The organism is Streptomyces sp. bgisy100, assembly GCF_057709105.1.
This window is the reverse complement of sequence record NZ_JBYITE010000007.1, coordinates 64,520-78,281: the sequence shown is the minus strand read 5'-3', so window position 1 is coordinate 78,281 and position 13,762 is coordinate 64,520. Positions and strand designations below refer to the sequence as shown.

Sequence of the window (13,762 nt, the reverse complement as noted above, 5' to 3'; positions counted from 1 at the left end):
CTCGTGGGGCGCGGTGTGACCGGAGGGACGCCCGCGCAACGGTGGTACCAGCGCGTCCACGTGTCAGGAAGGCATTACCGCCCGGCTGTCGCCGCACGGCCGCTGTGCGCCGGGCACTCCCGGTGCCTGTCACATCTCGAGGGCCGTGCTCCCGAGCAGGTGCTCGCGCAGCCACCGTTCGGTGGTGGTGACGTGCAGCAGGGCCGCGGCCTGAGCCAGCGGAGCGTCGCGGGCCAGCAGCGCCTCGAAGATCGTTTCGTGCTCGCGCAGGGTCCGCTCGGCGACGTCGTCGTCCACCAGGCCTCGCCAGATCCGGCTGCGCAGGGTGCGGCCGGAGATCCCTTCCAGCAGGGTGGTGAGCGTCTGGTTGCCGGTGGCCGCCAGCACGGCGCGGTGGAAGGCGGCGTCATGCACGTTCAGCTGTTCCGGGTCGTCCTTCGACGCCCGCATCGCGTCCAGATGCCGCTCCACTTCCAGCAGTTCGGTGGTACTGATCCGCCGGGCCGCCACAGCGGTGGCGACCGGTTCGAAGAGCCGCCGCACCTCGGTCAGCTCCAGCAGGGTGTCGCCCTGCAGCAGTTCGACCGCGGCGCCCAGGCCTTCCAGCAGCAGTCCTGGCTCGAGGCTGGTCACATAGGTGCCGTCCCCCCGCCGGATCTCCAGTACCCGGGACACCACCAGCGCCTTGACGGCCTCGCGCATCAGGTTTCTGGACAGACCGAGATCCGCGGCGAGCTGCTGCTCGGAGGGCAGCTTGGTGCCCGGAGCCAGCTCACCGGAGAGGATGAGCTCCCTGATCCGGGCAATGGCCTTGTCGGTCAGTGACATCGCAGCCCCTTGAAGTGTCCGGTGCGGAGATGTCGACAAGCCTACTCGCGAGTCATCCCATGTCTATGGTCTTTGCGAGGGGATTGGTTACCAAGGCTGAGTGGTTGCACTGCTCGGCATGGCCCATTTTGAGCCGTCGAATGACCGAAGGTGCCACGAGGTCTGGACAGCCGAGGGGATGCCACCCAAGAATCCATCCCATGTCGAGGGCCCTTGTGTGCCCCTGAGGCGGTATTCGACATTCCCGTAGACACGACGTGTCCTGCCCACCGAAGGGGCGAAGGAATGAACCGGATCTCTGTGGTCGAAGTGGCCGACCTCCGTTTCCCCACCTCCCGTGAGCTCGACGGTTCCGACGCGATGAACCCCGAACCGGACTACTCGGCCACCTATGTGACGGTCCGGACCAGCGCCGGCGACGAGGGCTACGGACTGGCGTTCACCGTGGGCCGGGGCAACGAGGTGCAGGTGTCCGCTGTCCGGGCGCTGGCCCGGCTGGTGGTCGGGCTGCCGCTCGAGGAGGTCCTCGCCGACCTGGGTGCTTTCACCCGGCGACTGACCGGCGACGGCCAGCTCCGCTGGCTCGGCCCCGAGAAGGGTGTCATCCACATGGCAGCCGCCGCCGTCGTCAATGCGGTGTGGGACCTGTACGGACGGCGCGAGGGAAAACCCGTCTGGCGGCTGCTCGCCGACATGAGCCCCGAACAGCTCGTCGCTCTCGTGGACTTCCGCTATCTGCGGGATGCGTTGACCGAGGACGAGGCACTGAGGATCCTGCGCGATGCCGAGCCCGGTCGCGCCGAGCGGCGGAAACACCTGCGCGAGCACGGTTATCCGGCCTACACCACCACGCCCGGCTGGCTCGGCTACACCGACGAAAAGCTCGTGCGGCTGGCCGAGGAGGCTGTGGCGGAGGGCTTCACCCAGCTCAAGTTGAAGGTCGGCGGCGACCCGGCGGACGACCTGCGCCGCCTCCGACTGGTCCGCGAAACGGTCGGCACCGATGTGCGCATCGCCATCGACGCCAATCAGGTGTGGGGCGTCCCCCGGGCGATCGCCCGGCTGGAGCCGCTCAAGCCCTTCGACCCGTACTGGATCGAGGAACCCACCTCACCGGACGACATCCTCGGCCATGCCGAGATCCGGCGAGCGGCGGCCCCGGTCAAGGTGGCCACCGGCGAGCACTGTCACAACCAGGTGATGGTCAAACAGTTCCTGCAGGCCGGGGCGATCGACATTCTGCAGCTCGACGCCAGCCGGGTTGCCGGGGTCACCGAGAACGTCGCCATCCTCCTGCTCGCCGCCAAGTTCGGCATTCCCGTCTGCCCCCATGCGGGCGGTGTGGGACTGTGCGAGATGGTCCAGCACCTGGCGATGTTCGACTACGTCGCGGTCAGCGGTACCACAGAGGACCGGACGATCGAATACGTCGACCACCTGCACCAGCACTTCACCGACCCGGTCCGTATCCGCCGGGGGCACTACCTCGCCCCCGAGGCGCCCGGGCTCGGAGCCCGGCTCCACCCCACGTCGGAGGCCGACCACCGCTACCCCGAAGGGCCTGTCTGGGGCGCGAGCGCGGTTCGTCGGCCGGCACCGCCCCGCCACTCCTCGATGGAGAGACCGTGAGACTCCGAGCCCTTCCCGCCGCCGCCGTTGCCGCGGCCGGCCTGCTGCTGACCTCCTGCGGTGGCACCGCATCCACCGGAGGGGCAACAGCCGCCCCCCTCGTCGGAATCGACTACCCGCGCTCCGACACCGACTTCTGGAACTCCTTCAACCGGCACACGTCGAGATCGGCCGAGAAACTCGGCCTCGAGCTGAGGACCACCACCTCACAGGACGGCGTCGCCTCGCTCACCGCCAACGTGCAGACGATGATCAGCCAAGGCGTCGAGGGCGTGGTGATGGCCCCCCAGGACACCGCGGCCATTGCACCCAGCCTCCACCGGCTGACGGCCGGAAAGATCCCCGTGGTCACGGTCGACACCCGTCCGGACAGCGGGAAGGTGTTCATGGTGGTGCGCGCCGACAACCGTGCCTACGGCACCAAGGCCTGCCGGTACCTGGGGACCAAGCTCCGCGGCAGAGGCAAAGTCGTCATGCTGGAGGGAGATCTGTCGTCCATCAACGGCCGTGACCGGACCGAGGCGTTCAACGACTGCATGGCCGAGCACTACCCCCGCATCAGGGTGTTCGGCGAGGCCACCAACTGGGATCCCTCCGTCGCCGCACAGAAGCTTCAGACCGATCTCACCGCCCACCCGGACATCGGCGGTGTCTACACGCAGTCCAGCTTCGCACTCTCCGGAACCCTCCAAGTCCTGCGGCGCAAGGGCCTGCTCCACCCGCCTGCCGACCCGCGCCATGTCTTCGTCGTCTCCAATGACGGCATCGGCGAAGAACTCAAGGACATAGCCGCCGGCCGGATCGACGCCACCGTCTCGCAACCGGCCGACCAGTACGCCCGGTACGCGCTCTTCTACATCAAGGCGGCGATCGCGGGCCGAACGTTCCGGCCCGGCGCGACCCGCCACCGCAGCAGGATCATCCAGGTACGCCCCGGGGTGCTGGAGGACCAGCTCGAGGCCCCGCTGGTCACCAGGGACGGCGGCACCCACGACGGAGTCACCAGTGTGAAGAGCACCGACCCGGCGCTGTGGGGCAACCATTCCCGCTGACCGCATCCGGCGCCACCCTCCCCCTCCAAGGCGGTGACACATGACCGGCGCTGCACCGGCCCCTGTCGTACAGGCGGCGCACATACACAAGCGGTACGGGCCGACCGTGGCCCTGCACGACGTCCGCATCACCGTCGCACCGGGCGAGACCCATGCGCTGGTCGGCCGCAACGGAGCGGGAAAATCCACGCTGGTCTCCATCCTGACCGGGCTGCAGGCCCCGGACGAAGGCACCGTCACCTTCGCCGGCGAGCGTGCGCCGGGCCTGCGCGACCGGGATGCCTGGCGGCGACGGGTGGCCTGTGTCTACCAGCAGCCGACGATCATCCCCGAGCTGTCCGTTGCGGAGAACCTCCACCTCAACCGGTACCCACGGGGACGGAGCGGACTGATCAGCCGGCGCCGGCTGATCAGGGATGCACAGGCGCTGCTGGCCGAATGGTCCGTGGAGGTCGACGCGTCCTCGTCGGCCTCCGAACTGGACGTGGAGCGACGGCAGTTCGTGGAGATCGCGCGGGCGTTGTCGTTCGGCGCCCGGTTCATCGTGCTGGACGAACCGACAGCGCGGCTCGACGGCGCGGCGATCCGCCGTCTGTTCCAGCGGATCCGGGACCTCCGGAGCCGGGGTGTCACCTTCCTCTTCATCAGTCATCACCTGCAGGAGGTGTACGACCTCTGCGACCGCGTCACGGTCTTCCGGGACGCGCGGCACATCGTGACCGCACCGGTGGCACAGCTGCCGCGCCCCGAGCTGGTCGCCGCGATGACCGGTGAGGCCACGCGAGCCACCGGCAGGCCCCGCAGATCCCGGCCGCGGCACGGGCACCGTGAACCGGTGCTGACCGTGACCGGCCTGAGCCTGGCGGACCGCTTCCGGGAGGTGAGCTGTGCAGTGGGCGCCGGGGAGATCGTCGGGCTGGCGGGAGCGGCGAGCAGCGGACGAACCGAACTCGCCGAGACCATCGCCGGACTGCGATCCGCCGACGCAGGCGATGTCGAGATCGCCGGCCTGCGGCCCGCCCCCGGCAGTGTGACCGCCGCCCTCGCGGCCGGTCTCGGATTCGTCCCGCAGGACCGTCACCACCAGGGTTTTGTCCCCGGCATGTCGATCGCCGACAACGTCACGCTCACCGTTCCCCAGCGGATCGGGCGCGCGGGCTTCCTGAGCCACCGACGCCGTGACGCCTTCGCCTGGACCATGATCGACAATTTGGCGATCAAGACCCCCGGTCCCGATCTTCCGGTGGAGGGTCTGTCCGGGGGCAACCAGCAGAAAGTGGTCACCGCCCGCGCGCTGGCCGACGGTCCGCGACTGCTGGTGCTGATCAATCCCACGGCAGGAGTCGATGTCCGCTCGAAGGACTTCCTCCTCGACAAGGTCGAGGAGACGGCGGACTCCGGGGCCGGTGCGGTGATCGCCTCCGACGAGCTCGACGACCTGCGCCGCTGCGACCGGGTGCTGGTGATGTTCCAGGGGAGCCTGGTCAAGGAGCTGGCCCGTGACTGGCACGACCACGAACTCGTGGCGGCCATGGAAGGAGTGAACCTCGATGCCTGAAACGGCGACCCCGGCCGACGAACGGCCCGCGGTACGCCGCGTCCCCTCACCGAACCGGAACAGGGTCGCCCTGGCCCGTCTGCGGGACCTCGCCCTGATCCCGGCGATCCTCGTGATCTGCGTCGTCGGACAGCTCGTCAACCCGGTGTTCCTCAACCGCGACAACCTGCTCAACGTGGTGCAGACCATGTCCGAGACCGCGGTTCTCGTGCTGGCCGAGACGCTGGTGCTGATCGTCCGGAAGATGGACCTCTCGCTGGAGTCCACCATGGGCCTCGCCCCCGGCGTGGCCGCCTGGCTGACCGTCGCGGCGGGCCCCGGGCACGGCCTGGGCGCGCTGCCCGGGGCCTGGGCGATCCCGGTGACCCTTGCGGTCGGACTGCTGATCGGTGCCGTCAACGCCCTGCTCATCGTCCGCTGCGGCCTCAACGGCTTCATCGTCACCCTGGGCATGCTGATCGTCCTGCGCGGCACCCTGACCGGGCTGTCCGGCGGGGAGACCTTCTTCCAGCTGCCCGGCTCCATGCTGTACCCGGGCACCGCCCAGTGGTTCGGCGTACCCGCCTCGGTGTGGATCTGCGTGACGCTGTTCGCCGCGGGCATCGCGGTGCTCGGCTGGACCGGTGCGGGCCGGTCGCTCTATGCCATCGGTGGCAATGCGGACGCGGCGAAGGCGGCCGGAATCCGGACCGACCGCGTGCTGTGGATCGTGCTGACCGTCGCCGGCGGGCTTGCTGCGCTGAGCGGGCTGCTCCTCTCGGGGCGCCTCGCCTCGGTCGCCTCCGCCCAGGGCAGCGGCGCGATCTTCACCGTATTCGCCGCCGCCGTCATCGGAGGGGTCGGTCTGAACGGCGGCAAGGGCAGCGTGTTCGGCGCGTTCACCGGCATCCTGCTGCTCTTCCTGATCCAGAACGTCCTCACTCTCGGCGGCGTCCCGGCCCAGTGGACCGGCGCGCTCAACGGCCTGATCATCCTGGTCGCCCTCGTGCTCTCCCGGATCACCGGGGGGCGCGTACAGGACTGAGGCAGAGCACGAGCCCCCAGTGCGGACCGGCTCGACACCCTTCTCTCACCCGAAGGATCTGGTCACCTTGCCCCTCTCCCGCCGAACCTTCCTCACCGCCTCGACCGGAGCGGCCGCCACTGCGGCGCTGCCCGGCACGCCCGGAGCCCGGTCGGCCGCCGTGGCCGCTTCCGGGAGCTACACCCCCACCTGGCCGTCGGTCGACCGCCACACCCCGGCCCCCGAGTGGTTCCAGGATGCGAAGTTCGGCATCTACTTCCACTGGGGCGTCTTCAGCGTCCCCGCGTACGGCAGCGAGTGGTACCCGCGCAATATGCACCTCGCCGACAGCGGTGCCAACAAGCACCACATCGCCACCTACGGCACGCCCGGCGCCTGGCCGTACCACACCTTCATCGACGGCGGGCGGGACAAGTCCGGCACCTTCGTCCAGTTCGCCCCCGAGCTGGTCTCCAGCGGCGGACGGTTCGACCCCGACGAGTGGGCACGGCTGTTCAAGGCTGCCGGGGCCCGCTTCGCCGGACCCGTCGCCGAACACCACGACGGCTTCTCCATGTGGGACAGCAAGGTCAACGAATGGAACTCGGCCGCCAGAGGACCCAGGCTCGACCTGCTGCACCTCTTCCACGACGCCATCCGCGGCCAGGGCCTCAAGCTCCTGGTCGCCATGCACCACGCGTACAACTTCACGGGCTACTACCACCCGGTGCCCGCCCAGACCGACCCCAGCCTGCGGAAGCTCTACGGCCAGCTGGACACCACCGCCGCGAACCAGCTCTGGTTCGACAAGCTCAAGGAGGTCGTCGACCAGGCCAGACCCGACATCCTCTATCAGGACTTCAACCTCGACGAAGTCGACGAACAGCAGAACCTCAACTTCCTCTCCTACTACTACAACCAGGCCGAGGCATGGGGGAGCGACGTAGTCGCCACCTACAAGGACGGCTACAACGACAAGGGCGAGGTCTTCGACTTCGAGCGTGGCGGCCCCGCCGACATCCGCACCCCGTACTGGCTCACCGACGACAGCGTCAGCAGTTCCAGCTGGTGCCACACCGAGGGCATCCGCTACTACACACTCCGGCAGATGCTGCACGCGCTGATCGACCGGGTCAGCAAGAACGGCAACATGCTGCTGAACATCGCTCCGACAGCCGACGGCACCATCCCCGGAGCTCAGCGCGACGTGCTGCTCGGCATCGGAGACCACCTCGGACGCTTCGGTGAGTCGATCTACGGCACCCGCGCCTGGGAGGCCTACGGCGAGGGCCCGACCAAGATGGGCGGGGGCGCGTTCACCCACCCCAAGGCGGGCACCGCCAAGGACATCCGCTTCACCCGCAACAAGGCCGGCACCGTACTCTATGCAACCGTGCTCGGCTGGCCGGCCACCACTTTGACCAGCACCACCCTCGCCGGCAGCCGGCTCGATCTGTCGACGCTCTCCTCCGTCCGGCTCCTCGGCCCCGGCGCGGGCGACTCCACGGAGGTGGACGGCTGGACCCAGGACGCCGTCGGGCTGCACGTGCCCCTGCCCCGCACCGCGCCGTTCAGCGCCCAGGCCTACGTCCTCAAGCTCGCCTTCGACGGCCCCATACCTCCGCTCCGCTCACACCACAAGGCCACTGCCTACTCCGATGTCGGATATGCGGGCGATCGGGCCCAGCTGCTGCTCGGCAGCTACACCTCGGCACAACTGAAGGCGGCAGGCCTGGCCGCGCACAGCATCTCTTCCCTCCGGCTGCCCGTGGGCTTCCGAGTGACCGGCTTCTCCGGTGACCATCTCACCGGCACCTCCTGGACCTTCACGACCGACACCGCGGACCTGCGCACCGTCGGCGCCAATGACAGGATCACCTCGCTCAAGGTCACCCTCGACCCGGCCACCTGGTTCCGGTTCACCAACGTGACCAACGGCCTCGTCCTCGACGGCGGCGGTCGTGTGCCGTCGGGTTCCCCGCTCAGGCAGTGGACTCCGAACAGCAGCCCCAACCTCCAGTGGCACGCCGTCGAACTCGGCACCGGACACTACGTGCTGGTCAACCGCGTTCATGGCCTGGTGATCGACGGTGCGGGCGTCACCGACAACGGCGGCACGGCACAGCTGACCTCCCGCAGGGACACCGACAGCCAGCAGTGGCGGATCACCGACCGAGGCCAGGGCGCCTTCAACCTCGCCAACAAGGCAACCGGTCTGGTTCTCGACAGCGGCGGCTCGGCCAGGCCCGGTGCCCCCGTCAAGGAGTGGGAGCTCAACACCAGTCCCAACCTGCAGTGGACCTTGACCGCTCTCTAGGAACGGCCCTCGGCTCGGCCCCCGACCCGCCCGCTCCGCTCTCCCAGGGACTCCCTCATGCGATACAACCGGCTGGGCCGGACCGCCCTGACCGTCTCCGAACTGAGCTTCGGTGCCGCACCGCTCGGCTCGGTCTACGGTGCCTTCGCCGAACAGGACGGCATCGACGCCGTTCACACCGCACTCGATCTCGGCATCAACTTCTTCGACGTGGCCCCGTACTACGGGGCCACGACCGCCGAGAGCGCACTCGGCCGCGCTCTGCGCGGCGTCGACCGCGACAGCTACCTTCTGGCCACCAAAGTCGGCCGGTACGGGGCGGCCGACTTCGACTTCGGAGCCGAACGGGTCAAAGGCAGTGTCACCGAGAGCCTCGACAGGCTGGGCACCGATCACCTCGACCTGATCCAGTGTCATGACATCGAATTCGGCTCGCTCGACCGGATCGTCGAGGAGACCCTCCCGGCGCTGCGCGAGCTCCAGCAGGCGGGGCTCGTCCGCTACGTGGGCATCACCGGCTACCCGTTGCCCGTACTCGGCTACGTCGCCGCCAGGACCCCGGTCGACTCCGTCCTCTCGTACTGCCGTCACACCCTGCACGACCGGCGGCTGGCCGGATGGAAGCACCGGTTCGCCACCTACGGCACCGGGGTGATCAACGCATCTCCGCTCGCCATGGGCGCCCTGACCGCGCGAGGCGCTCCCGACTGGCACCCGGGTTCGGCCGAACTGCGCGAGCGCTGCGCAGCGGCGGCCGAGCTCTGCGGCGCAGCCGGCGTCGACCTGGCCAAGCTGGCCCTTCAGTTCTCCGTCTCCACCACCCACGCCGCCACCACGCTCGTCGGCACTCATGACCCGGACGACGTCCGGCGCAATGTGGCCTGGCTCGCCGAACCGATGGACCGGGAATTGCTGATCCGGGTCGAGGCCTGCCTCGAGCCCGTCCGCGACCGCGGCTGGACGAGCGGGCGCGCGGCCGTACGGGGACCGGGGGAGCGGGCATGACGCATCCCCTTCTGGACTCCCACGTCCACCTGTGGGATCCGCACCGCCTCCGTTACCCCTGGCTCGAGCGCCACCCCGCACTCGACCGGCCCTTCGGCCCCGGGGAACTGGACGCCGCCACCGCTGTGCCCGTCGGTGTCATTGTGGTGGAGGCCGGCCGGGAGCCCGAGCAGGCGGCCGCGGAGGTCGCGTGGGTGCGCGAGCTGGCCCGCTCCCGTCCGGAGATTCGGGGCATGGTCGCTCATCTCTCGCTGGAACGGGGGCCCTCCGCACACGGGGAGATTCCCCGGCTGGCCGAGGACCCGTTCGTCCTCGGCGTGCGCCGCCTCATTCAGGACGAGCCCCCCGGCTTCACCGCCGACCCGCAGCTGCGCGCCGGGGTCGCTCTGCTCGGCGAGGCGGGCCTGCCCTTCGACGCCTGTGTCCGGGAGCACCAACTGACCCAGCTGGACGGGCTGGTCGCCGCCTGCCCGCAGACCGTCATCGTGCTGGACCACCTCGGCAAGCCGGAGCCCGCCGGGTTCGAGGACGGCCGCTGGTACCGGGCACTCCGCCGACTGGCGGACCGGCCGAATGTGGTCTGCAAACTCTCCGGCCTGGCCACGCAGTCGCCCGGTTCAGCCGGGCCCCGGGAGCTGCGCGCCTTCCTCCGCGCCGCGATCGAGCTGTTCGGCCCGCACCGCTGCCTGTTCGGCAGCGACTGGCCGGTGCTGACCCTGAACACCGAATACGGCGGCTGGCTCGACCTCGTCCGCTCCGCGCTCACCGGGTGCTCGGCGGAGGAGACCGCCGCCGTACTCGGCGGGAACGCTGCCCGGATCTACCGAGTTCCCTCCCACCACTGAAGCGAGGTATGTGATGCATCAGGCCACCTATACCGGCGGCAGGACCGTGCGGGTCCAACCCGTTCGCCCTCCGGCACTCCCTCCGGGGCATGTCCGGATCGAGGTCGCGTACACCGGCATCTGCGGTACCGACCTCCATGTCTTCCACGGGGCGATGGACGCCCGGGTCCGGCCGCCCGCCGTGCTGGGACACGAGATGTCGGGGCGGGTGGCGGAACTCGGCGCGGACGTCGACGGCTGGCGGCCCGGAGACCCGGTCACCGTGATGCCGCTCGGCTCCTGCGGTGACTGCCCCGCCTGCCGCGCGGGTCATCACCACGTCTGCCACCGGATGAACTTCATCGGCGTCGACTCCGACGGCTCGATGCAGACCAGCTGGTCGGTTCCTGCCGAGCTGCTGGTGGCTCTGCCCGACGGGCTGCGCCTCGATCACGCCGCCCTGCTGGAGCCCACGGCTGTCGCGGTGCACGACGTGAACCGAGCGGGGGTGCGGGCCGGGGAGAAGGCGCTCGTGGTGGGCGGTGGTCCGGTCGGCCTCCTGATCGCCACCGTCGCCCGACGGGCCGGCGCCGAGGTGCGGGTCTCCGAACCCGACGCTCATCGCCGGGCGGTCGCCGAAGAACTGGGGCTGGCCACGATCGACCCGGTGCACACCGATGTCGCGACGGTGGTGACGGAGTGGACCGGTGGCGCGGGAGTCCCGATCGCGTTCGAGGTGTCCGGCGCCGCCCCGGGCGTGGCGGCAGCCGTCGACTGCATGGCGGTCCGCGGCCGGCTGGTGATGGTGGCCATCCACCCGACCCCGCGCGCCATCGACCTGCACCGCTTCTTCTGGCGGGAACTGACGTTGATCGGTGCCCGGTTGTACCGGCGCACGGACTTCGAGGCGGCGGTCCGGTTGCTCGGCGCCGGGCACATTCCCGCGGAGGCTCTGATCTCGCGGATCGAACCGCTCCACCGGGTCCAGGAGGCGTTCTCCGCCGTCGACTCGGGTGACGGAGTGATGAAGGTGCTGATCGACTGCCAGGACGTCGCGGAGGCAGGTCGGTCATGACTCTCACCGAGTACCGGAGACTGTTCGACCTGACCGGCAGGCTTGCCGTCGTCACCGGCGCTCGCCGGGGGCTGGGCCTGGCCATCGCCGAAGGACTGGCAGCCGCCGGTGCCGACATCATCGCCGTCAGCGCCGGGATGGAACCCTCCGGCAGCGAGGTGGAGCAGCGCGTCACCGGCCACGGCCGCACGTTCCGGGCGTTCCGGGCCGACTTTGCCGACCGTGTATCCGTTCTTGCCCTGGCCTCCGAACTCGCTGCCCTCGAACGCCCGGTGGACATCCTGATGAACAACGCCGGCACCATCGCCCGGGCCCCTGCTGCCGAGCACACCGACACGGACTGGGATCGTGTGCTGGCCGTCGATCTCAGCAGCCAGTTCGTTCTCAGCCGCGAGATCGGCCGTCGAATGATCGAGCGTGGCTCCGGCAAGATCGTCTTTACCGCTTCGGTGCTCAGCTTCCAAGGAGGGGTCACGGTGCCCGGCTATGCGGCCGCCAAGTCCGGAATCGCCGGCCTGACGCGGGCTCTGGCCAATGAGTGGGCCGGTCGGGGCGTGAACGTCAACGCTCTCGTCCCCGGCTACGTGACCACCGACAACACCCGGGCTCTGTGGGAGGATCCGGACCGCGGCCAAGCCGTTCTCGCCCGCATCCCGGCCGGTCGCTGGGCGAAGCCCGAGGACCTCGCCGGTGCCGCGGTCTTCCTGGCCTCGGCGGCCTCCGACTACGTCCACGGCGCGCTGCTGCCCGTCGACGGCGGCTGGCTCGGCCGGTGAGCGCCGTATCCCGCCGCCCGGTGGCGGCAGAGACCGGCGACCGGGCTGTGCGGTTCTCGCCGAGTACGGACGCGGATCCCGTTCTGCGGTCGATCCGGGCCGCCGGGGTGCTGCCGGTCGTGGTCATCGATGACGCCGAGCGCGCCGGGCCTCTGGGCGACGTGCTGCTGGACGCAGGGCTGCCCTGTGTCGAGGTCACGTTGCGCACCCCCGCGGCCCCGGCAGCGCTCCGTGCGCTGTCCCGCTGTGACGGGCTGCTGGTGGGGGCCGGCACCGTGCTCGACGCCGAACAGGCCGACGGATGCCTGACCGACGGGGTGCGGTTCCTGGTCTCGCCGGGCTACGACGAGGAGGTGGTCGAACGCTGCCGCAATGCCGGGGCACTCGCCATCCCCGGAGCGGTCACCGGCACCGAGGTCCAACGGGCCCGGCGCGCCGGGCTGCGGGTGGTCAAGTTCTTTCCCGCCGCAGCCGCGGGCGGGCACATAGGCCTGCGTGCCCTCGCAGCCCCCTTCCCGGACATGCAATTTCTCCCGACCGGCGGGATCGGCCTCGGGACCCTCCGGGAGTATCTGAGCGAACCGTCCGTCCTCGCCGTCGGCGGCACATGGCCCGTCCCGCGGCGCCTGATCGCCGAAGGCCGCTGGGACGAGATCCACCACCTCGCCGTCCACACCGTGGCCGCCGCAGCGGCCTGCCGGGTCCGTGGGGGAGCGGAGTGACGGATTGCCGGAAGACCGGGCTGGTGACCTTCGGCGAAACCATGGGGCTGGTCACCGCACTGGAGACCGGGCCCCTCGAGTACGCCCGCTCCTTCGGTTACGGCATCGGAGGAGCGGAGAGCAACGTCGCGATCGGAGTGGTCCGGCTCGGCGGTGCCGCAACCTGGTTCGGCCGTCTCGGCGCGGATGCGACGGGGGACCTGATCGAGCGGCGGCTGCGGGCCGAGGGCGTGGACATCCGGGGGATCCGGCAGGGCGGGTTCACCGGCCTCATGGTCAGACACCGCAGGGGCGCCACCGCCGTCCGGGTGGACTACCACCGGGCCGGCAGTGCGGCATCCCGGCTGCGCCCCGAGGACGTCCCCGTCGAGCTGATCCGCGGCGCCGGTGTCCTGCACGTCACGGGGATCACCCCCGCCCTCTCGGACTCGGCCGCCGAGGCCGTCCGGTATGCCACGGACCTTGCGCGTGACGCAGGGGTCACGGTCTCGGTGGACATCAATCACCGGTCGAAGCTCTGGTCCCCGGACCGGGCCCGTCCGGTTCTGGCGGATCTCGCCGGCCGGGCCGACGTGCTGTTCGCCGGGATCGCGGAAGCCGAGCTGCTGCTCGGCCCCGGCGCGGCACGCTCGTCTGCCGCACTGGCATGTGCGCTGGCCGGGCTCGGGCCGCGCCAGGCCGTACTCAAGGAGGGAGCCCGCGGCTGCACGGCGGTCGTCGACGGCACCGCGTACGTCCAGCCTGCCCCGTCCGTCCCGGTGGTCGACCCGGTGGGCGCCGGTGACGCGTTCGTCGCCGGCTACCTCGCCGAACTGCTCGCCCGCAGGTCTGTCGAGCAGCGCCTGCGCACTGCTGTGGAGTCCGGCGCGTACGCGGTCACCGTGGCCGGCGACTGCGAGGGGCTGCCCCGCAGGGCCGACCTCGCGGACGTGACATCGGGCGAGGAAGTGACGCGCTGAGCCGACCGTCCAAG

Annotated in this window: 12 protein-coding genes; 11 read left to right on the top strand and 1 reads right to left on the bottom strand. The window is 70.2% G+C overall.

Annotated features, from left to right (window positions below; genetic code table 11):
* Positions 1–129: 129 nt before the first annotated feature.
* Complete coding sequence (locus AC3EQ1_RS07125) at positions 130–828, bottom strand: FadR/GntR family transcriptional regulator (RefSeq protein WP_432093429.1); 699 nt, start codon at positions 826–828, stop codon at positions 130–132.
* A gap of 285 nt (positions 829–1,113) precedes the next feature.
* Between AC3EQ1_RS07125 and AC3EQ1_RS07120 the strand changes: the two genes are divergently transcribed.
* The 11 genes from AC3EQ1_RS07120 (at position 1,114) to AC3EQ1_RS07070 (ending at position 13,748) form a co-directional block, all read left to right on the top strand.
* Positions 1,114–2,457: an enolase C-terminal domain-like protein gene (locus AC3EQ1_RS07120; protein WP_432093428.1), complete on the top strand. Its 1,344-nt coding sequence runs from the start codon at positions 1,114–1,116 to the stop codon at positions 2,455–2,457.
* On the top strand, positions 2,454–3,509 hold the full coding sequence (locus AC3EQ1_RS07115; RefSeq protein WP_432093427.1) for a sugar ABC transporter substrate-binding protein: 1,056 nt from the start codon (positions 2,454–2,456) through the stop codon (positions 3,507–3,509). The genes AC3EQ1_RS07120 and AC3EQ1_RS07115 overlap by 4 nt, the downstream gene beginning before the upstream one ends.
* Positions 3,510–3,549: 40 nt before the next feature.
* A complete protein-coding gene (locus tag AC3EQ1_RS07110; RefSeq protein ID WP_432093426.1) occupies positions 3,550–5,067 on the top strand; it encodes a sugar ABC transporter ATP-binding protein in 1,518 nt (505 codons plus the stop codon).
* Positions 5,060–6,091 carry an ABC transporter permease gene (locus AC3EQ1_RS07105; RefSeq protein WP_432093425.1) on the top strand — a complete coding sequence of 344 codons (1,032 nt, stop codon included), beginning with the start codon at positions 5,060–5,062 and terminating at the stop codon, positions 6,089–6,091. Before AC3EQ1_RS07110 ends, AC3EQ1_RS07105 begins: the two co-directional genes overlap by 8 nt.
* A 67-nt stretch (positions 6,092–6,158) precedes the next feature.
* Complete coding sequence (locus tag AC3EQ1_RS07100) at positions 6,159–8,387, top strand: alpha-L-fucosidase (RefSeq protein WP_432093424.1); 2,229 nt, start codon at positions 6,159–6,161, stop codon at positions 8,385–8,387.
* A 57-nt stretch (positions 8,388–8,444) separates the two neighbouring features.
* Positions 8,445–9,392 (top strand): aldo/keto reductase, encoded by a 948-nt coding sequence (locus AC3EQ1_RS07095; protein ID WP_432093423.1) that lies wholly within the window; start codon positions 8,445–8,447, stop codon positions 9,390–9,392.
* Positions 9,389–10,237: an amidohydrolase family protein gene (locus AC3EQ1_RS07090; RefSeq protein WP_432093422.1), complete on the top strand. Its 849-nt coding sequence runs from the start codon at positions 9,389–9,391 to the stop codon at positions 10,235–10,237. The genes AC3EQ1_RS07095 and AC3EQ1_RS07090 overlap by 4 nt, the downstream gene beginning before the upstream one ends.
* A gap of 13 nt (positions 10,238–10,250) precedes the next feature.
* The gene (locus tag AC3EQ1_RS07085; RefSeq protein ID WP_432093421.1) at positions 10,251–11,291 is read left to right on the top strand and encodes a zinc-dependent alcohol dehydrogenase; all 1,041 of its coding nucleotides are present in this window, start codon (positions 10,251–10,253) and stop codon (positions 11,289–11,291) included.
* Positions 11,288–12,067, top strand: a complete 780-nt coding sequence (locus tag AC3EQ1_RS07080) for an SDR family oxidoreductase (protein WP_432093420.1) — start codon at positions 11,288–11,290, stop codon at positions 12,065–12,067. The genes AC3EQ1_RS07085 and AC3EQ1_RS07080 overlap by 4 nt, the downstream gene beginning before the upstream one ends.
* Before the next feature lie 20 nt (positions 12,068–12,087).
* On the top strand, positions 12,088–12,789 hold the full coding sequence (locus tag AC3EQ1_RS07075; RefSeq protein ID WP_432093419.1) for a bifunctional 4-hydroxy-2-oxoglutarate aldolase/2-dehydro-3-deoxy-phosphogluconate aldolase: 702 nt from the start codon (positions 12,088–12,090) through the stop codon (positions 12,787–12,789).
* Positions 12,786–13,748 carry a sugar kinase gene (locus AC3EQ1_RS07070; protein WP_432093418.1) on the top strand — a complete coding sequence of 321 codons (963 nt, stop codon included), beginning with the start codon at positions 12,786–12,788 and terminating at the stop codon, positions 13,746–13,748. Before AC3EQ1_RS07075 ends, AC3EQ1_RS07070 begins: the two co-directional genes overlap by 4 nt.
* Positions 13,749–13,762 lie beyond the last annotated feature (14 nt).